A 19422-nucleotide genomic window follows, 5' to 3' on the forward strand; every position below is an offset into this window, starting at 1 on the left:
AACAGGAGGTTGAATTAGGAAGGCGATATTCGCACCTGTGGAACTACCAGTCGGGATTGTCATCTCAATTATAGGGGGGCCATATTTCATTTATTTATTAATAAGGAATAGGCGAAAAATTTCAGGTTAAAGAATGGAGATATGTTATGAGTTATACACATGTAGTGAAAACAATACGTCACCCTTTGTGGGAAAATGCATATCGAATTACAATCGCAATTCCAAAGGAACGGGCACCGGAAGAAGGATACCCAGTCCTCTACGTTTTGGACGGTAACGCTTATGGTGTTCTCTTTGAAAATGTTGTGGCATTGCAGTCGCTACATACTGAAAGTACAGGTGTGTCTCTGTCGGTGATTGTATCGATAGGATATGAGCAAGAAGATATCTTTCCTCCTCAACGGGTATATGACTTCACACCAAAAAGTGAAGTTATCAACTTACCGGAATATCCTCCTGGAGCGCCTTGGCCTATTTCTGGAGGAGCAGAGCATTTTTTAGAACTATTAAAAGAAGTGAAAGAAATCGTTCGACAAATGCTTGATATGAATGATGAACAGCAACTTATATTTGGGCATTCTTTAGGTGGATTACTTCTTGTTCAGACGCTCGTTCGAGAACCTCAATTATTCTCACATTATTATATCTGTAGTCCGTCTCTTTGGTGGAATCAAGAGCAAGTATTACAAGAAGCTTTGCAGATTTCACAAGTAGAATGTGCGATTTTCATTGCAGTGGAGCAAGAGGTAAAACATCGGATGTATGAAAATGCACGGTCCTTATTTTGCCATTTGGAATCATTACCCTTACAATCGGTACAATTTCATACATCACCGCATGAAAATCATTTGTCAATCGTACCAACGAGTATAAGCCAAGCATTGCGATTTTTAATGAATAAGAAATGATAGCTGTTGAACCGACTATTATTTGGAGAATGTCTCATGAATGCTCGTTAGCATGTGACGATTATAATTAGTGCTAGCGTATAATGTAATATAAGTTAACCGCTATGTTTCACGAAAAATGGCCGCACGAAACCAATGACTTTGAATCTCAGGTACCTGTGCACGGACCTATTCTGGCAGTTCACTACAGTTACATATTTATAAGGCGTGGATTAGGTATTTACTATAATATCTAATCTTCTTTGTGTTTTTATACAATTGGGTGAATTATTCGTTGTTGTTTGTTGCAGATACCGAATATTAAAGTTGTCCAACCAACTAAGCCGAGTGTCCAACGAAAGCATTAAAGCATCCAACCACAGTGAGGTATCCATTGAATTCTAACTTGTCTATTTACCTGGCACCTATAATCCGCTCTCCCTGGACCGGCTCATTGTATATAAGAAGTTTCTTCTCCCAAATAGTTTTTTAAAATTGATTTCCGCGGCAAGTACCCCGAGTAACACAAGGACAGCCCCTACATATCCTTTATTTGTAAGGATTTCACCTACGAAAATAAAAGCAAAGAATGCCGCAAATACAGGCTCTAATGAAAAAATCAGACCAGTACGTGTAGGTGTTGTATGTTTTTGGGCTACAGCTTGGCCAATAAATCCAACTGCACTGCACAGAATGCTTAATGCCAAAATCGCACTCCAAGACTCGACGTTGCTTGGAAGTTGTGGTTTTTCAAATAATAGTGAAAAGAGAAGTCCCCATGCACCTGCAACCCCAAGCTGTATGATCCCAATGGAGATGGCATCCACATTTTTTGTTGCTTTCCCTGTAACGATGATGTGAAGGGCATAAAATAAGGCACCTAAGATGCACAAGAAATCGCCAGCATGGATGTGGAATGCCTGGTTTAACGTTAAAAGACCGATTCCAGTAATCGAGATACACAAGCTAATCATCACTCTTTTTTTAGGTTTCTTTCGAGAAAAGAGTGCTATTAACAAAGGAACAAAGATAACCGCGAGACTAAATAAAAATCCGGCATTTGAAACTGAAGTCGTTTTTAAACCGATTACTACAGCGGAAGTGCACAAGAATAACAGCGATCCGAGTAAAAATCCATATGTGATCGTTTTACCATCAATTTTCAGAATGCGTCGATAAAATACGAGTGCAGCTACAAGAAAAGCAATCCCAAAACGTAATGCAATTAGGTTATACTCTTGAATCGAATGGAGGCCCATCTTCATAAACAAATAGGATGCACCCCATAACATTGTCACCATGACCATCATCAAGTCCGCTTTTACTTGTGTGCCCCTACTTATTGGATTATCCATCTTACACCCTCCAGTTCCATTCATTGTGCCAAAATTCAACGAAAGTCATTGATTGTTTTTTAGTATACATGTTAAGTTTAGATAATAAAAATGAATGTTTTTAAGCCGTTAAATGAATAAAATTCATGTGAAGGGAGTGGGGAAGTTGTCACTGGTCAAGTTTGAAATATTTAGCACTGTTGTAGAATCAGGGAGTCTCAAACAAGCAGCAGAGATTCATGGGTTAACGCAATCCGCCGTGAGTCATGCAATTGCCAGCCTTGAATCCGAATGGGGATTTACCATCTTAATTAGAGGACGTGCGGGGATCAAGTTGACTAGTAATGGAGAACGCGTATTAAGGCATATCCATGAAATGTTAAAGTGGAATGAACAAATGATGCAAGAAATAGCGAATATTAAGGGTCTTGAAATTGGCACCGTCCGCATTGGGACTTTTTCGAGTGTTTCCGTTCAATGGCTACCAGAAATCCTGAAAAGTTTTAATGCAGATTTACCTGCTATCGAAATCAAGTTGTTAGAGGGGGATTACGATACGCTTGAGCACTGGATCGCAACGGGTGCGGTTGATTTTGGCTTTGTCTCATTACCGACTTCGAAGTCATTTGAAGTGATTTTCTTGAAAAAAGACCGTATGTTGTGCGTTCTTCCTGACGAGCATCGCCTCGCAAACCAACAGGAGGTCAGTTTTGCAGACATTAAAGAAGAGATGCTGATTATGTCGAAGAAAGGGAGCGATAATGATTTAAAGCGGATTTTTCATGAAAACAATGTAACCCCTCATATTAAATTTGAACTTGCAGATGATCAAGCAATCATTTCGATGGTTCAAAATGGGATGGGAATTAGTATTCTTCCTGAAATGGTTTTGTACCGTGTTCCGCATAATGTTCGCATCCTGAGCTTGGAAGGAGAACATTATCGCTCCATCGGTATCGCAGCCCCATCCTTCAACACTATTTCTCCAGCCGCTCAAAAATTTATTGAATATATGAAAGCATGGTTGAACACCTCCCACCGCTAAAGTGGGGGGAGGTCAAGGTACTCATGAAAGGTCCCAATTACCTACTGCATTCTGAATTGCCCGGGTAGCTCTTATCTTAAATTGACTTAATCATATGGAATAAAGTCGGGATGTTAAGTAATGACGATATGACCCCACTTTAACTATGAAATGGCGATCGAATTTTAATTTCGGGTCGAAAATAGAGTGTAATTATTTTGAGGTTTTTTCAGTTATAGCCTGAATTTCAGGTGCCTGGACGAGAATAAAAAGAGTGACCGTGATAAAGATGTAATTGTGTGTGAACGATGATGCTAATAAAAGGTCCAATCCAGAATTCGTATCTGGATTGGACCTTTTTAATGTCTATTTTTTCTTTAAAACTTAAATACTATATATGTGGAATTAAAGAATCCCATTGAATCTATTGTTGCGCTCATTCAGAGAGAGTTTTAATTCGGAATGTGGATTGTAGAACGCTTGGCGTTTCGGTGATGCTTTTGTCGCACCTGCGCTAGGTTGTTCATTATCGAGAGAAATGTGATTTTGAGATGTCTATGCCAAGATTATAAGGTGGTTACTAGTTGATACCACTTATATTCAAGAAAGATGTACTCCAGTTTGCAGATTTCATCACAGATAATGAAATACGCTTTCACACATAGACCATCTATCGCGGGAGGCATCCACAAAGCGTCGAAGCGATATTGCTAGGAGTTCTATATCATTCAAAGTATTAGAACTTTTCAGCGGTCTCCCAAAAGTTCTTGTAAAGCGCATAGGCCGTATTCATTTCTTCAACATCTATAGCAATGTCAATTTGGAAAAATGTGAACGTATGTCGGAGAAGGGAATAAAATTCGTTCAATATAATGGCTTTGGTTCAATTGCGGCAGTTAATCTGTTCTCATACCGTGCAGCTTCGCATAGAGTGTTGGTAACAGTTGCGCGGAGTCATCCGTAAAATAAGGAATACTTGAAAGCAGCTATGGATGAAGCAGAAATAATCGTTGTTAGGCTGAGCAAAAAATTGTTATAAGAAAAATAAAGTCCAATGTGACATACCATTAATTTTTACTGGAAAATGGGAGGGGAATATGAAAACTGTAAAAAAGGTCATTATACCTGCGGCAGGTTTAGGAACTAGGTTTCTTCCTGCTACGAAGGCAATGCCGAAAGAGATGCTTCCTATAATAGATAAGCCTACTATTCAGTACATTGTTGAGGAAGCAATCGCCTCTGGAATAGAGGACATTATTATTGTAACTGGTAAAGGTAAAAGAGCGATAGAAGATCACTTTGATCATGCGTTTGAATTAGAGGCAAATTTAGTGAAGAAAGAAAAGTTTGACTTGCTTTATAAAGTAATAGCGTCATCTTCTATAGAAATTCATTATATACGACAAAAGGAACCATTGGGGCTAGGTCATGCAATTTGGTGTGCCCGGAAATTTATTGGTGATGAACCATTTGGTGTTCTTTTAGGGGATGACATTATCAAAAGTGATACCCCAGCTTTGAAACAATTAATTAATCAATTTGAAAAAACAGGTTCGAGTGTATTAGGTATACAGGAAGTTAACGAAGAAGACATACACAAATATGGTGTAATTGATCCTGTTTCCATCGAATCCAACCTGATAAAGGTAAGAAGTTTTATTGAAAAACCTTCAAGGAATGAAGCCCCATCAAATTTGGCAATAATCGGACGTTACATCCTGACTCCGGAAATATTTCAATTTTTGGATGAAAAAAAGATTGGAAAGGGTGGAGAAATCCAATTGACTGATGCTATCGAGCAGTTAAATACTATGCAGGATGTTTATGCCTTTAAGTTTGAAGGCAAAAGATTCGATGTAGGGGATAAACTTGGATTCATTGAAACTACATTAGATTTTGCTTTGGACCGACCCGAATTGAAAGACGGAGTCCTTGAGTTGATGGGTAAATTTATCAATGAAAACAAAGTGAAGATTACGCTATGATTAGGCAGTTAACTGTAAGCAATGAGCAAAATCGCTGACAGTGGACAAGCCAATATAGTAAATCAAGTGTCCTACTCAATTATGTGAAGCTTAATAAGGCGGTAAGTAAGGCTAAAATAGTTAACCTACTTAGTTTCTGTAAATTAACATTCTCTTTTTAGGGGGCTTTCACAGCATTTATTCTGTCAAGATTATATTGTTTCATAGCTTTGAAGTGATAATTTGTCCTTGGTCATTAATACTCACTTTCCATTTAGTTCCGTTCGGAGAAACTAACTTCACGGATTGCCCTTTTTGTAGTTCTAAATCTCCATATAATGTACCGCCTGTAGTTGGCAACCAAGAGGCACCATGTTGTAATGATGATTTAGCAAATATCCGATTAATACGAAATCGTTTGTGCTCTTGCGTGTAACCGCTTAGTGTTAACTTAACTTTATACAACGTAGCTGCTCTTACCTCCGAAATAACAGTGTTTCCAACATTAAATGGGACATTTTTAGCCACTATCCATGGTCCATTTAAACTTTGTTGGTATTCAATTAACACATGGCTCGGACTTTCATTCCATCCAAAATAAATACCAAAGCAATTCAGCATTTTAATAGGCTGTTTTGAAAAGTCTAATTCGATGACAACTGGCTGGGAACTAGGCACCTCCAAGTAATTCACGCTTTGCTCATCTAGTAAGTTAAAACAATTATTTATAGTTCCTCCATAGGGGGCTTTACCCAAAAGTTGACGTACAGTATATCGGACGTGTGCATTTACTAATATATCATCTTGGTTCCCAACCAGATGTGCTTTCCCTAATGCAAGAGGGGGATATACAGGAAGGGATTCTTCATGAGGTGACGTGTAACGATTGTATTGACCAAGATCTAGAATGGATGTGGAAACTTGATTCGAGAATAGGTAATTATGATGAGAAATGGAGGAAAATTCAATGACAAGTGGAGGATCATCCATACGGTTGGTATCCCAAATCAATCCTTCAAATACATTATAGGCACCCGAGCAGCGGATTACCTTTTTTGTTTGTTTCCGGCATTGAACTTGGATATCGGTAAAGGTGTTACCAGAAATTTCATATGGTAAATCACTATTTCCGTCAATCTCTATACCATACTGACAACCATCTATATAAATAGAGTGGAAGGAGTTCGCATTAATCCAACACGGGGTATTTATATTTTGAAGTTTTTCTGTTTTAAAATAGAGGGCCGTATGAAAGTTTGTGATTTGTATGGAGTTTGCTTTAAAGAAGCTGATGAAATCCCATGCATTTTTACAGTATAGTTGAATGGCTATACCCTGGTATGTTGTTGTACGGTTTATAATATTAATATCGGAAATAGAAGTGTGATTATGAATCTCTATTTGTTGGGCACCAGAAAGGAAGATAACAGTTGAATTAAAGCTATTATCCAAGATTTCAATCGTTCCACCCGAGATTGAAGCATCTTTTTGAAGCTCAAACACTTGAAAATCACCTTTGACTAGTAATGTAACAGTAGAATCAATTTCGAGACTTACATTTGACTTAATGACAATGGGCGAGGAAAGGATATATTGTTTCTTCCCTGTGATGACAACTTTTGAGTGATTATTAGCTATACAATTATTAATGGCTTCTTGAATGGCTGGGGAATTGTCTGCTAAATTTGGATCAGCTCCAAAACAATCAATATTAACAACATCTCTATTCTGGCAGTCTTCAGAGTCCATCATTTTAAAACACTCCTTTTCTAGTGGGGTGTTATAGAATATGCTTTTTTAAAAAAGATGCATAGGTATAAAAAAACAAACGAATGTATCGTTTGTTTTTTAAATTTGATAGGTTTTCAATGTAGAATGAATCATATTTGAAAGAGAAAAAGATTCTTCTACTTTTTGTCTTGCTGTGCTTCCCAAATCTTGTCTTAAATCTTCATTATCGTGGAGCATCATGATTTTTTCTGCAAATTCTTTTTCAGAATGATGTGAAATGAGAATCCCAGTTTCATAATCTATAATTGCTTCTTTAATGCCACCAACATCTATAGACACTATCGGCGTTCCTGTAGCCATTGCTTCAAGGACAACCATTGGAAAAACTTCTCTGAAGGATGTTAGGAGTAACAAGTCCATATTGCAAATAAATTCATATGGATTGGAAGCCTGACCTAAAACATTTATTTTATGGCTTAACTTTAACTTTTTTATCTCTTTTTCGACAAATTCCCTCTCAGGTCCATCACCCGCAATGTGAAACGTAAAGTGATCCATATTCCTTAATTCATTGGCAATAGTTAAGAATAGTTTATGGTTTTTTTCTTTTGATAAACGAGCTAAGATTCCGATATTGAATGTTTTCTGAGCTTGCAGTGGTTGAAAAGAAAATTGCTCCAAATCGACTCCATTATAAATGGTCCGAATAAGTTCTTTCCTTACTCCAAGTTGTTGTAAGTTCTCCTTTTCAAAATTGCTAACCGAGATAATTTGATCAACATGCCGATTCAACACTTTTTTAAAAAGGAAGGGAATCTTTTTTTCAAGCATTGTCACATTATGTTTGGTATAGACCAACTTGATTTCTCTGTTGGTAATTTTCTTTATTGCGATGGAATAGAGCAACATTCTTAAACTATTTGCATGAATGACATCAATGGCCTTTTGAATTACTTGTTTTCTCAGTGTCTTTAGATTACCAAGGTGATTTTTTAAGCTTAAAGGAATAAAGTTACTTTTATTATGAATTTGATTGTACATCTCTCCAGCTGCGGCTGCTGAGTAAAACGTCATGTTTTCATCCTTGAGGTGGTTTTCCAATTTACAAAAATACATCTCGGCACCACCTGTTATGAGTTTATCAGTTAGTAGTAGAACAGTGTACATTCTTTATTTACCCCCATTTGGTAAAGACACTTTGTTTTTATTGTATGCATGATAGGCATATTTACCAAAGTAAAAGTTGGATTTTACAAGGTTTAACTTTTCTTGGCTTCGTAAGAGTTTCCAATATCGATAGGCAGCTTTGAATTTATTCCTTGAGGCGGAGTTACAAACAATACGATATCTTGATAAAACCTTTTGTAAGCCATATGCTTTATGCCCTTGCCGAAGTAACAACAACCATAAGGCAGTATCCTCAGGCTGAATATCTGGCATTTCTATCTGTTTAATTTGTTGTCTATCTAACATTACAGTTAGGCAGCCAATAATTGTATTTCCAATCAGATACTTATAATCCACTACTTTTGGTGCTTTTACTTCTATATCCATATGACTACCATCTTCATTAATCAACGAATAGGAAGTAAAGGAAAAAGTAAGATTCCCCTTTTGCATAAAAGCAACTTGTTCTTCTAATTTAGTAGGTAACCATAGATCATCGCTATCAAGAAACGCTAAATAATTTCCTGTGGCCATTTTAATGGCTGCATTTCTAGCCCTAGCTGCACCACTATTTTGGGTTAAGGAAATTAGTTTAATCCGTTGATCGTTTTTTACATATTGTTTAATTACATGGATTGAGTCATCCTTCGACTTATCGTCAACAATGATCATTTCCCAATGGGGATATGATTGGGCCTGAACGGATTCAATGGTCTCTCTTATAAAAGTCAAGCTGTTATAAGAGGGAGTAATAATGGATACCAACGGAATATTATCCTCTTGGGCGTTCATCATAAAATTCAGCTCCTTTTTTATCAAATACAGAAATATATTTGAAAGCCAGTGCTAGAAAAATAAAAAATGCTTCATTAATTATGAGGGACAGGGACACCATCTGTAGTGAAAAAGCGAAGAGTGTAAGTACGATGTAGGGGCTTTGTTTATGTAGCTTAGTCCTAAAGAAGGCGATAACTAGCATCACCAGAAAAGAACAGTAAAAAAGAAATCCAATAATTCCTGATTCCACCAAGATCTCTAGATACGTATTATGAACATATAGTTTCACATCATGATCAAATGCGTAGTAATCAGAAAAGTTGAAAGCACCAATTCCAAAAAGAGGATGTGCCATAAAATAGTTTAAGGCTTGACTCCATAATTCAAATCGGCCACTTCCTCCGTCAGTAGAAAAATCAGTGATGCGACTGGTGAAAATCTGATTAAAGTCTACTTGAATGAAAGACCCTGCAGCATAGAGAAACGCTAGGCCTAACAAAGAAACGGTCATCATTTTTATCTTTTTAGAAAAATTCACTAAAATTATATACAAAAAGACAATTAGTAGGAGAGCGACAATCCCACCTCTTGAAAAAGTAAGAAGGGAAGTAATTACACATAAGGTAAACCCGATTGAGTGTTTGAATCCCTTTAAATGCGTTAGATAATAAGAGAAGAACAATGTATTGAAAAAAATGAAAATATTTGGATCGTCAAGTAATCCAATTAGTCTTGGATAATCTCGGTCTACTAATAATCCATAAGAGATAATCTCAACACCTTTTGGTGATCCTCCTGTCACCTGCAACCCAATTAAGTACAATAACAGGCTAATGGCGTTAAAAACAATACCAACAGTGGCAATAGAAGTTTCAATTATAGGAATCGAGGTTTGTTCCAGGATAAATCTCATGATGAAATAACAGCCAAGGATGAGAATTACGCCTAGAATGACCCGAATGCTTTCTTCTGGATACTGTGAAAAAGCACCACTTAGGCAATAGATAAAATAAAATAACAACAGTAAAACTTCATAATGATAGAGGGGACTAAAGTGAAAAGATCTGAAATAAATGCACAGGAAAAAGACCAGAAAAACCATATATATTTTCAATGAAAAACCGATAGACAAATTATATTTACCGAGTGTAATAAAAAGTAACAAAAGGGAGACTGGCCAGGTAGAGGTGTTTTTGTTAATGTGCATTATTTTCATCCTCTCGTTGTCTCCCGCTTGTTACATGGGATATTTCCTGTTGCTTTTTCTTTTTTATAAAGCCCTTGATTAAAGCTCGAGTCGACTTATCAAATAGATAAATCATCGCAGACACAGAGATGAAAGTAGTTAATATAGCCATAAAAGGGTACTTGGATAATAAATAGTGTAAAAGGATAAAACTTATAGAAAAGTATGAGCCATATGGAAGTATAACCTTGGTTAAAATCAAATTTCTTGTTGGATGTGTCAGAATATACCCAACGAATGATACAATTTCCATGGCTAAAACTGCAAAGGCTGCACCGACTACTGCATAGGAAACGCTCAGATAATAGAGGGACATAACACCAATAGTAATGGTGATAAACTGTACAATAGTACGACGGTTCTGCAATCCTCGAGTCGTAAGGCCGTCTGCAATGGCAATGTTAAATCCTTGTAAGACGATAATGAAGGACAATATTTTTAAAGGTTGAACAGCAGAAGCCCATTCATCCCCGAACAAAATAGTGACTAAGAATCCAGCCAAATAGAATAAGGATATGGTCATACATATCCCAATATAGGACATAATCTTCATTTGTAAAATAGTTAATCGTGTATGTTCCTCTAGCTTTCCTTGATTATAAGTCTTAAATAGCAAAGGGAAAAATGCACCTGCAATAACCCCTGGTACTTGGTATAGAGCAGAAGGAATCCGGTAAGCTACCGCAAAGAGACCTACAAGCGTTAAGGGGAGTGTCTTTTCTAAAACTAATGGACCTAATTGGGGAGTCAACATAATAAATAAACCACTTATTAAGAACGGACTAAGATTAGCTACCAACTGGTTTTGAAAAGGAGACTTCCATTTTACTTTTACATTTTTTTGAAGTAAATAGAGGCTGTAAAGGCCGGCTATAAAATAAGAGAAGCCGTATAAAAAGGCTGTCAAACGGACATCTACTTTTAAGGCCATGCACAAAGTGATTGAAACGATTAATAAAATCGCCGAAAAGATTTTAATGGATGCGATGAACTGCATTCTTTCAGTTAATTGAAAATAAGTGATTCCTATACCTTGCATCATTAGGCCAATAACCATGGGAATCAGTAAGCTATACATCATATAAAGAATCTGTAGTTCTTGATAAAAGGTATGAATACCAACCGAAAAAACAATAATTGCTAAAAGTAAACAGACAACCCGGATCTTTATATAGGAAGAAAATGTATTGCTTAGGCTTTCCTTCTTCGATCCTTCTCGAAGGAACGTGTTACTTACTCCAAGGTCTGTAAAAAAGTTCATGATCATAGCAAGCGCAAGAGCCACACTAAATATTCCATAGTTCTTTGAGTTGAAAAAGTTGGCCAATAGTATGAGCGTGGTAGCATTTAAGATATTGGCTAGAATCGTACTGTAGAATAAATGAATTATATTTCTAATTATCGAATTTTTCTTATTCACTTGTTTTTCACTCGATTTGAAGCAATACATTCGTAGATTGCATTGTTGTTGAAGGTTCTTCAAACGAGGCACTAGTAGGCTGATTTTGCTTAAGATAATATTCATATGTATTCGCAAGACCTTCTGTTAGCGAATATACAGGTTTCCAATCTAACTTTTGGATACTCTCTTTATTACAAAGCAAGCTTTCTTTGATATCTCCACTTTTAGGTGTTTTGTAAATAGGATAGATATCATTTTGACTTAACGATTGAATAATGGCGTATAGTTGATTGATATTTGAACTAGTTGTTATTGAAATATTGAAGATGCCACTTCCTTCGAATCTAATGGCTTGAAGATTGGCACTCGCAACATCCTCTACATAGATAAAGTCTCTAGTTTGTAAACCGTCGCCATAAATAATGGGCTGCTCCTTGTTTATTACTTGATTCGTGAAAATTGAAATGACCCCGCCTTCACCACCTGCTGTTTGCCGTGGCCCGTACACATTACTATAACGAAGTATTACATAGTCTAAATCGAATAATTCTTTTGCGAGTATTAAATAATCTTCAGCTGTTTTTTTTGAAACACCATAAGGAGATAAGGGTTGAATAGGATGTGAGACTGGAATAGGCAGCACATTAGAATGTCCATATACAGCCGCAGAAGAGGCAAATACGATCTTTTTTACGGCATACTTCTGGGCAAGTTGGATGAGATTTATTGTACCTATGATGTTGATTAGTGCATCATTCGAAATATCCGAAATGGAGTTTTGTATACTAACCTGCGCGGCTTGGTGAATCACATAGTCGGGCTTGAACGTCACTAATGCCTTTTCTAGCGACCCCTTATCTTCAATATTCCCTATAAAAACTCCGGCTTCTGAATGGACATTCTTAATAGATCCAGTGGATAGGTTATCATAAACGGCAACTTCATAATTATTAAGAATTAATGTATCTACAATATGTGATCCGATAAATCCAAGGCCACCCGTTACTAGTACTCTCGGCATTTTCAAAATCCCCATTTCGTCTTTTATCTAGCACCATTTCCAGTAAAGACAATTAACAATGTTAGTATCAAAATCTTGATATCCATAGCAAGCGATTTATGCTGACTATAATATAAATCGAGAGTCAACTTCTCTTCAGGGGTTAAATCGTATCCGCCATTCACTTGTGCCCACCCGGTTAATCCAGGTTTTTCAAGTAAGCGGTTTTTAAAGGTAGGGAGGAACTTATCAATTTTTGTATAGAAATATTCTCTTTCCGGTCTAGGACCAATCAGTGACATATCCCCTTTTAAAACCATAAGAAGTTGAGGTATTTCGTCAATGCGGGTTCTTCGTATAAAAATGCCGACTTTTGTAACTCTAGGATCTTCTTTGTTTGCCCACTGAGGGCCATTTTTTTCGGCATCTAAACACATAGATCGTAATTTTATGACTGTAAATGTTTTTCCGTTTTGGCCCAGGCGCTGTTGAAAAAAGAAGGGATTGCCTGTTGAAAAAATAGGGATTAGAATACAAAATATAGCCAAAATGGGGGATAGGAGAAGTAACAAAAATAATGATGTGATAACATCCATAGAACGTTTAAAAGCGTAATAGGCTGAGATCGATTGTGGTCTTGTTAGTAATTCTTCTTGTATATTAACCTTAAACTTTGAACTCAATGGTTCGCTTCCTTTTTAATTAATTAGTACCGTACCGGTTATTCCATATTTTGCACGTTCAAATTGTTTTTTTACACTTACAATCTTTTCTAACTTGTCTTTACCTTCTTTAATCACTAAAACAATACCATCACAATATTTTGCCGCGATTTGTGCATCAGGCGTGTTTTGACTATTGGATGTGTGAAATAGGATGATATCAAAATGCTGTTTCCACTCCTTAGCGAGGATAGGAAGGGTCTCTTTGGATAACAAGGTCGATGGCTCATAATGGACTTCACCTGTTGGTAAACAGAATAGATAGTCAGTTATCAATATCGTATTATCACTATGCTGGAGCTGTTCACCTAAAAGTAAGGATGTTAGACCAGATGAGTTATCAATCATAAACAAATTATGCAGCGAAGGTTCACGAAGATTACCATCTACTACTAACACGCGTTTTCCTTGTTCCGAAAATGCAAGGGCTAAATAGGCTGTAGCATTCACTATGGTTTTTGTTTGTGTAAGTGAAGTGACCATTAATAATGTTGGATTGACCTTGGTGAGGTTAGATTCAATATTGTTACATATGGTATAAAACTGCTCTTTAATTTTGATATTCTTTGGCTTAAATGAATGTTTCCTCTTAAATTTAATAGTCAAAGTATTCACCGCGTTTCGCTGAGTTTAAGGTGTTGAAACGTGTTTTGCGTGTTTTTTTATTTCTATGGGTGTTTAAGTTCACTCTGCCTAACAAAGGAAGACCAAGTCGGTCAAGTTCACGATCACTAAAGGCTGTATCATCAAAATGTTCCCGGATAAGCGCCAATGCTATTCCGGTAAAAAAACCTAACACGATTGAAATGGCTATAACGAATTTAGGTTTTGGAAAAAGAAGCTCAGATTCTTCAATGACATTAGGATCGATTAGAATAGTAATTTGGTTTACGTTTGCAAAGTCTTTAAACTTAGTTATGGACTGATTTGCGACAGACAGTGCAATGGCTTTAGCTAACTTTGGGTTAGAATCTTTGACGGAAATAGTAATGATTTGTGAACTATCTCTATTGGTAACGGAAACTTGCTTTAGTAACTCATAATTTGAACGAGTTAGCTTTAACTCTTTTTTTACACCCATCATGATTTGAGGGCTTTTAATAGCATCCATATATGAAAGTGCGAGCTGTCTGTTTTCTTGCACTTTATTTATCGAGGTTTCCTTACTATTCATACTTAAAGATCCTGCCAGAACCTGAGTAGAGTATTGATAAGCAGGTTTCATTAGAAATAGAGTCGAAGCAATAATGAGACCAGCTGTACAAATTGCAATAAGTATTATGATTAAGAATCGTTTCTTCAAAATAAGTACTAAATCTTTTATCTCTACTTTTTCATTCATCATTATTACCTCTTTTTTGAGTTAGTAGGAGAATTTGCACTCCTTCACATTTATCTATCTTGTTAGGGGATGATCCGCTGGTATTACTAAATCCACTTTCTTAGCACTCTTAGTTAAATACCGCCCAAGACTTATGCATGGTTTTTCTACAAATAGATAAGACAATGAAGACAATAGGATAGAACATATAAAAGAAAGAATCAAAATTACGGTGATAGATAATTTATCATAAAAGAGATAGATGAATGAGTATAAGGAGATTAGATGATACAAATAAAGACTATATGAAATTTTTCCGAGAAGTATGAGTATTCTATGCTTCAATAATGAACCAAAAGTTTCCGAAGAAACACTCATTATAAATAGGATACAGACGCCGAAAGAGACTACGTAGTTTCTAAATATATAGTTATTTAAAAAAATTATTTCACCAATCAATCCTTCATACATAAAACAAGTAATCGCTAATGATAGAAGTATAAATTTTATTGGTTTTATCATTTTCAAAGTAAACGTAATGAGTATATGGCGATATTTTGCTAGTAAAGCGCCTATTAAAAAGATAGTTACGTAGTGAAAACTTAAAAAAAGACTAGTTAGTTTTATACCTGAGCCAAGCAAATATAATCCCAAAACAGAAGAAAAACATAATGCAATTAAATAGACTAAGGATTTTTTGAGATTTTTTCCGATAAAAGGGAGTATTAAGAATGGAAATACTATTGAGATTCTCATTTCATGAACAAGAGACCATATAACGTTGTTATAGATGTCTGTATTGTACTGCCCGATAAAAAAAAGATGGCGCACTAATATGGCTGGCGAATCTGATACTGTCCAGGATTTACTAAACCAGTTACTAATAAATGGTAGGTTATTATGACTTATAAGCATTTTAGCTAAAATAGCAATTATGATGGCTACGAGATACGGTATATAAATTCTACAAATTCTTTTAATTATATATGTGGGATAATGGAACTTGGAATTATTTATTGATACATACAAAACAAAGCCACTCAATACAAAAAATAAAATGACAGATTCATTGCCGCTACTGAAGAACATGCGAAGAGGGGTTTCCTTAACCAAATAGACTATGAAAGGACTATTTAGTTCATACCTGTAACTCTCATAGGTAGGAAATATCATCAAATAATGTCCAATTAGTACAATAAGTGCTGCTACTCCTCTTAAAGAGTCTAATTCTCCATATCTAATCATCCTATTATCCCTCGTTTTGAACTGTATATTTTATTTTTTGTTATTTGTAGCATTTCGATTATATTAATTAGTTCCCCCCTTTCTTCATTATTTTCCAAACCATCATATAACTACCATATTATTAATTAGTTCTAGTTATCATACAAATTGTATAAAACTATTTGGAATTTATCTGTTTACCATTCGGATGGAGGCGCCAAATACTGCCACGTTTAACTTGATTCAAATAATCCAAAACAACACCCCCGACTAAATTATATTCAGACAAGCTGTGGAATATTTCATTTTGTAGTAATTCATTTTGTTTGGCTTAATATATCCTCTAGTAACAGTCATCCCTAAAAAATCTCATATATAAAAGTGGCAATTGACGATGCAGAAATTATCGTTGCTGAGTCGATGGCGCATGTTGCACCGCCTGACAGCGCATAATGCGGTACCATTGAATGAAGCGTATGGAATCTATAGCTGGTGATAAGGATGAAAAGTATGTTGCAAAACACATTGCTGAACGATTTGAGGGGAATGATAGATTTGTGTATTGCTGTCAAACAGCGGGTGGTTATAAGATAATGGTGATATATGTGATGGGTAAACTCCAAAAAGAAGGAAGTGTTAAATGATGAATGTAGAGTTGATTATGCAGGAGCTTGAAGCCCTTGGCAAGGAACGAATGAAGAAAATGTACATGTCCAATGGTGCGCATGAGCCGCTTTTTGGCGTGGCTACAGGTGCTATGAAACCAATCGTAAAGAAAATTAAAATGAATCAACCTTTAGCTGAAGAGCTGTATGCCACAGGGAACTATGATGCAATGTACTTTGCAGGCATTATTGCAGAACCAAATGCTATGACGGAGGCGGATTATAATCGTTGGATCGATGCGGCGTATTTTTATATGCTGTCTGATTATGTAGTGGCTGTAACTTTATCAGAGTCAGATATCGCACAAGAAGTTGCTGATAAATGGATCGCAAGTGGTGAGGAACTGAAAATGTCGGCGGGCTGGAGTTGTTACTGTTGGCTGTTAGGGAACCGACTAGATGTTGAGTTTTCAGAAACCAAGATTTCCGATATGCTTGACATGGTAAAAAATACGATTCATGATTCGCCAGAACGAACGAAATCCGCTATGAATAATTTTCTATACACCGTGGGGATTTCCTATTTGCCCCTTCATGAAAAGGCAATCGAGACCGCAAAGGCGATTGGAATAGTAGAAATAAAGCGGGACAAGAAGAAAAACAGTTACCTAAATGCTTCCGAGAGCATTCAAAAAGAAGTCGATAGAGGCAAGCTTGGTTTTAAACGCAAGCATGTAAGATGTTGAAATTAATTATAGGTACCTGTTTTGAAAATACAAAAGGCCTGGAAACCGGATACTTTAAAAGTGTCAGGTTTTCGGGCTTTTTACTAAATTAGCAGCTAACGGTACTGGATCTTAATTAATTTGAGGTATCTGTGTATGAAGGAATTCAGTGGAAAATCCAATCCGTTTTTACGTGAACTTAAATGTTGATTTAATGATGAAAGTAACGTGATTATTGTTGAGATTTACTATTTTGCACCTAACAAGTGAACCTGTTATTGGACGTTTATGAAGAAATAAACAACCAATCAATTTAGGATATTTATTGTCTTTTTCATTGTATCCGCTTATTATCTCACATCACACAGGCACCACTATCATTACGTTTACAGCTTAAATATAGCGAGAAAATTATAAAGAAGCGTATAACATGACATACTATTGTCGAGTTATACGCTTTATACTATTGTTGAGGTGAGTGTATGCAGATAAGTAGGCTTTTTGAAATTATATATATTTTGCTTAGTAAAAAAAATATAACAGCTAAAGAACTGGCAGAACGATTTGAGGTATCTGTACGAACGATTTACCGGGATATTGATACGCTGTCTTCAGCGGGAATACCCATCTATGCGCGTCAAGGAAAAGGCGGTGGCATTTCACTGCTGGATGGATATGTCCTTAACAAAATGGTTCTTTCAGAAAATGAACAAAATGAAATACTATACGCATTGCAAAGCCTAACCACAACACAAAATCCGGAGACCGACAGAGTGCTTTCAAAATTAAGCAGTCTGTTTAATAAAAACAAGGCCAATTGGATTGAAGTAGACTTTTCTTCTTGGGGTAGCGATAAAAATCAAGCATGTGAATTTACTATCCTCAAGAATGCCATCCTTAACCGCCAAATAATTGAATTTGACTATTTTAATGCATCCGGAGAAAAAAGCAATCGAAAGGTTGAACCTGTAAAGCTTGTCTTCAAAGTGAATGCATGGTATTTGCGAGGGTACTGTTTATCTCAGAATGCATATAGAACCTTTAAAATTTCACGTATGTTAAAGGTTCAGATGACACCGAATCAATTCATAGAAAGAGCATCAGAAGAGCTAGTTGAAGACACTCAAGAGAAGGGGGCACAGCAGTGGATAAATGTGCAATTGAAGATTTCTTCTCAAGGAGCCTACAGGGTATTTGATGAGTTTAGTGAAAAAGAAATTACGAAAAATCAAGACGGTTCTTTTACTATTGCAGCCTCGTTGCCTGAAAGCAAGTGGTTGATTGGCTATCTCCTTTCCTATGGTGCTGATGTTGAGGTCTTATCGCCTCAGAATATCCGCGATAAGATTCGAAATCGAGCAGAAGAGATACTTGGCAACTATAAAAATAAAGAATCATAACTTGACGTGATGTAGTCAGGTTATGCTCGCTATAATCGAAATAGGGTTAGCAACCTTAAAAAAATGAAAACAAGGGGATCAGAGAATGGGGAATTCAACTAATAACGTCTTCAATACGAAGGAGCTGGACAACAAGCACGTTCTAGTCACAGGCGGGACAAAAGGAGGTATTGGTGAAGCGATTGTGGAACGTCTAACTCATGCTGGGGCAACGGTTATAACGACTGCACGCCAGACGCCTGATGAGCTGAAAGGTTCACATTTATTCATCGAGGCGGATATTAGCACAGCGGAGGGAACGACAACGATTATTAATCATGTAATAGAACATTTTGGTGGTGTGGATATTCTTGTCAACAATGTCGGGGGATCCTCTGCCCCATCAGGTGGAGTTCTTGCACAAAGCGATGCTGATTGGCAGCATGCATTCGAAACCAATTTATTTGCGGCGATTAGGTTGGACCGAGGATTTCTGCCGTTAATGCTCAAACAGAACCATGGTGTTATCGTTCATATCACATCTATTCAGCGGCTACTTCCCGGTGATAATACCATGGCATATTCGGCAGCCAAGGCAGCACTGACAAACTATAGCAAGGGATTGGCAACCGAACTTGCACCAAAAGGAATACGTGTAAATACTGTCGCACCAGGTTTTACGGAAACAAAAGGCGCACAGGGGCTTATCAAGAAAATAGCGCAAAACTCCGGCACTGATTATGATGGTGCACGGCAAGCTCTGATGAATTCCCTCGGTGGTATTCCAATTGGACGTACCGCACGCCCGGAAGAAGTAGCAGAACTTGTTGCCTTTTTGGTATCTGACCGCGCTTCCTATATTATTGGCAGCGAGCATATCATTGACGGCGGCATTATTCGCACGATCTAAAAAT

19 protein-coding genes are annotated in these 19422 nt (G+C 36.7%); 8 read left to right on the forward strand and 11 right to left on the reverse strand.

What is annotated here, in order from left to right; all coding sequences use genetic code 11:
* Window positions 1-37: 37 nt before the first annotated feature.
* Window positions 38-130, forward strand: coding sequence for an iron chelate uptake ABC transporter family permease subunit (locus MKZ26_RS17995; protein WP_445683435.1), 93 nt, complete (start codon window positions 38-40; stop codon window positions 128-130).
* Between the two features lie 16 nt (window positions 131-146).
* On the forward strand, window positions 147-908 hold the full coding sequence (locus tag MKZ26_RS18000) for an alpha/beta hydrolase (RefSeq protein ID WP_340767023.1): 762 nt from the start codon (window positions 147-149) through the stop codon (window positions 906-908).
* 404 nt (window positions 909-1312) lie between these two features.
* On the opposite strand, the gene MKZ26_RS18005 is transcribed toward MKZ26_RS18000, so the two are convergent.
* Entirely contained in the window at window positions 1313-2242 is a 930-nt protein-coding gene (locus MKZ26_RS18005; RefSeq protein WP_340767024.1) for a DMT family transporter, read from the reverse strand.
* A 145-nt stretch (window positions 2243-2387) separates the two neighbouring features.
* Here MKZ26_RS18005 and MKZ26_RS18010 point away from each other — a divergent pair, with 145 nt between their 5' ends.
* Both MKZ26_RS18010 and galU read left to right on the forward strand, forming a co-directional pair.
* Window positions 2388-3266 carry a LysR family transcriptional regulator gene (locus MKZ26_RS18010; RefSeq protein WP_340767025.1) on the forward strand — a complete coding sequence of 293 codons (879 nt, stop codon included), beginning with the start codon at window positions 2388-2390 and terminating at the stop codon, window positions 3264-3266.
* Window positions 3267-4342: 1076 nt separating this feature from the next.
* A complete protein-coding gene (galU, locus tag MKZ26_RS18015) occupies window positions 4343-5230 on the forward strand; it encodes a UTP--glucose-1-phosphate uridylyltransferase GalU (protein ID WP_187045773.1) in 888 nt (295 codons plus the stop codon).
* Window positions 5231-5431: 201 nt separating this feature from the next.
* Here galU and MKZ26_RS18020 read toward each other — a convergent pair whose 3' ends face one another.
* The 10 genes from MKZ26_RS18020 to MKZ26_RS18065 all read right to left on the reverse strand — a co-directional run bounded on the left by MKZ26_RS18020 (window position 5432) and on the right by MKZ26_RS18065 (window position 15820).
* Window positions 5432-6961, reverse strand: coding sequence for a hypothetical protein (locus MKZ26_RS18020; RefSeq protein WP_340767026.1), 1530 nt, complete (start codon window positions 6959-6961; stop codon window positions 5432-5434).
* 96 nt (window positions 6962-7057) lie between these two features.
* Window positions 7058-8107 carry a glycosyltransferase family 4 protein gene (locus MKZ26_RS18025; RefSeq protein WP_340767027.1) on the reverse strand — a complete coding sequence of 350 codons (1050 nt, stop codon included), beginning with the start codon at window positions 8105-8107 and terminating at the stop codon, window positions 7058-7060.
* A 3-nt stretch (window positions 8108-8110) separates the two neighbouring features.
* A complete protein-coding gene (locus MKZ26_RS18030) occupies window positions 8111-8902 on the reverse strand; it encodes a glycosyltransferase family 2 protein (protein WP_340767028.1) in 792 nt (263 codons plus the stop codon).
* Window positions 8880-10091, reverse strand: coding sequence for an O-antigen ligase family protein (locus MKZ26_RS18035; RefSeq protein WP_445683436.1), 1212 nt, complete (start codon window positions 10089-10091; stop codon window positions 8880-8882). The genes MKZ26_RS18030 and MKZ26_RS18035 overlap by 23 nt, the downstream gene beginning before the upstream one ends.
* The gene (locus MKZ26_RS18040) at window positions 10081-11550 is read right to left on the reverse strand and encodes an oligosaccharide flippase family protein (protein WP_340767030.1); all 1470 of its coding nucleotides are present in this window, start codon (window positions 11548-11550) and stop codon (window positions 10081-10083) included. The genes MKZ26_RS18035 and MKZ26_RS18040 overlap by 11 nt, the downstream gene beginning before the upstream one ends.
* 7 nt (window positions 11551-11557) lie before the next feature.
* Entirely contained in the window at window positions 11558-12553 is a 996-nt protein-coding gene (locus MKZ26_RS18045; protein ID WP_340767031.1) for an NAD-dependent epimerase/dehydratase family protein, read from the reverse strand.
* Window positions 12554-12576: 23 nt separating this feature from the next.
* The gene (locus MKZ26_RS18050; protein ID WP_340767684.1) at window positions 12577-13128 is read right to left on the reverse strand and encodes a sugar transferase; all 552 of its coding nucleotides are present in this window, start codon (window positions 13126-13128) and stop codon (window positions 12577-12579) included.
* Window positions 13129-13230: 102 nt separating this feature from the next.
* Window positions 13231-13860 (reverse strand): CpsD/CapB family tyrosine-protein kinase, encoded by a 630-nt coding sequence (locus MKZ26_RS18055; protein WP_340767032.1) that lies wholly within the window; start codon window positions 13858-13860, stop codon window positions 13231-13233.
* Window positions 13850-14596 carry a YveK family protein gene (locus MKZ26_RS18060; protein WP_340767033.1) on the reverse strand — a complete coding sequence of 249 codons (747 nt, stop codon included), beginning with the start codon at window positions 14594-14596 and terminating at the stop codon, window positions 13850-13852. Before MKZ26_RS18060 ends, MKZ26_RS18055 begins: the two co-directional genes overlap by 11 nt.
* A 54-nt stretch (window positions 14597-14650) precedes the next feature.
* Complete coding sequence (locus MKZ26_RS18065) at window positions 14651-15820, reverse strand: acyltransferase family protein (protein WP_340767034.1); 1170 nt, start codon at window positions 15818-15820, stop codon at window positions 14651-14653.
* Between the two features lie 446 nt (window positions 15821-16266).
* Between MKZ26_RS18065 and MKZ26_RS18070 the strand changes: the two genes are divergently transcribed.
* The 4 genes from MKZ26_RS18070 to MKZ26_RS18085 all read left to right on the forward strand — a co-directional run bounded on the left by MKZ26_RS18070 (window position 16267) and on the right by MKZ26_RS18085 (window position 19418).
* Complete coding sequence (locus MKZ26_RS18070) at window positions 16267-16443, forward strand: hypothetical protein (protein WP_340767035.1); 177 nt, start codon at window positions 16267-16269, stop codon at window positions 16441-16443.
* Window positions 16443-17150, forward strand: coding sequence for a DNA alkylation repair protein (locus MKZ26_RS18075; RefSeq protein ID WP_340767685.1), 708 nt, complete (start codon window positions 16443-16445; stop codon window positions 17148-17150). The genes MKZ26_RS18070 and MKZ26_RS18075 overlap by 1 nt, the downstream gene beginning before the upstream one ends.
* A 461-nt stretch (window positions 17151-17611) precedes the next feature.
* On the forward strand, window positions 17612-18529 hold the full coding sequence (locus MKZ26_RS18080) for a helix-turn-helix transcriptional regulator (protein ID WP_340767036.1): 918 nt from the start codon (window positions 17612-17614) through the stop codon (window positions 18527-18529).
* Window positions 18530-18614: 85 nt separating this feature from the next.
* Window positions 18615-19418, forward strand: coding sequence for an SDR family oxidoreductase (locus MKZ26_RS18085; protein WP_340767037.1), 804 nt, complete (start codon window positions 18615-18617; stop codon window positions 19416-19418).
* The last annotated feature ends 4 nt before the right edge of the window (window positions 19419-19422 follow it).

The sequence above is a fragment of the Sporosarcina sp. FSL K6-6792 genome (assembly GCF_038004885.1).
Classification (GTDB): Bacteria; Bacillota; Bacilli; order Bacillales_A; family Planococcaceae; genus Sporosarcina; species Sporosarcina psychrophila.

Excerpts from the sequence above, each read along its gene's own strand:
- MKZ26_RS18080 (WP_340767036.1), top strand. The coding sequence starts at position 17,612 with ATGCAGATAAGTAGGCTTTTTGAAATTATATATATTTTGCTTAGTAAA.
- MKZ26_RS18035 (WP_445683436.1), bottom strand. The coding sequence starts at position 10,091 with ATGCACATTAACAAAAACACCTCTACCTGGCCAGTCTCCCTTTTGTTA.
- MKZ26_RS18075 (WP_340767685.1), top strand. The coding sequence starts at position 16,443 with ATGAATGTAGAGTTGATTATGCAGGAGCTTGAAGCCCTTGGCAAGGAA.
- galU (WP_187045773.1), top strand. The coding sequence starts at position 4,343 with ATGAAAACTGTAAAAAAGGTCATTATACCTGCGGCAGGTTTAGGAACT.
- MKZ26_RS18030 (WP_340767028.1), bottom strand. The coding sequence starts at position 8,902 with ATGATGAACGCCCAAGAGGATAATATTCCGTTGGTATCCATTATTACT.
- MKZ26_RS18020 (WP_340767026.1), bottom strand. The coding sequence starts at position 6,961 with ATGATGGACTCTGAAGACTGCCAGAATAGAGATGTTGTTAATATTGAT.
- MKZ26_RS18005 (WP_340767024.1), bottom strand. The coding sequence starts at position 2,242 with ATGGATAATCCAATAAGTAGGGGCACACAAGTAAAAGCGGACTTGATG.
- MKZ26_RS18025 (WP_340767027.1), bottom strand. The coding sequence starts at position 8,107 with ATGTACACTGTTCTACTACTAACTGATAAACTCATAACAGGTGGTGCC.
- MKZ26_RS18065 (WP_340767034.1), bottom strand. The coding sequence starts at position 15,820 with ATGATTAGATATGGAGAATTAGACTCTTTAAGAGGAGTAGCAGCACTT.
- MKZ26_RS18050 (WP_340767684.1), bottom strand. The coding sequence starts at position 13,128 with ATGGATGTTATCACATCATTATTTTTGTTACTTCTCCTATCCCCCATT.
- MKZ26_RS18045 (WP_340767031.1), bottom strand. The coding sequence starts at position 12,553 with ATGCCGAGAGTACTAGTAACGGGTGGCCTTGGATTTATCGGATCACAT.
- MKZ26_RS18060 (WP_340767033.1), bottom strand. The coding sequence starts at position 14,596 with ATGAATGAAAAAGTAGAGATAAAAGATTTAGTACTTATTTTGAAGAAA.
- MKZ26_RS18085 (WP_340767037.1), top strand. The coding sequence starts at position 18,615 with ATGGGGAATTCAACTAATAACGTCTTCAATACGAAGGAGCTGGACAAC.
- MKZ26_RS18070 (WP_340767035.1), top strand. The coding sequence starts at position 16,267 with ATGAAGCGTATGGAATCTATAGCTGGTGATAAGGATGAAAAGTATGTT.
- MKZ26_RS18000 (WP_340767023.1), top strand. The coding sequence starts at position 147 with ATGAGTTATACACATGTAGTGAAAACAATACGTCACCCTTTGTGGGAA.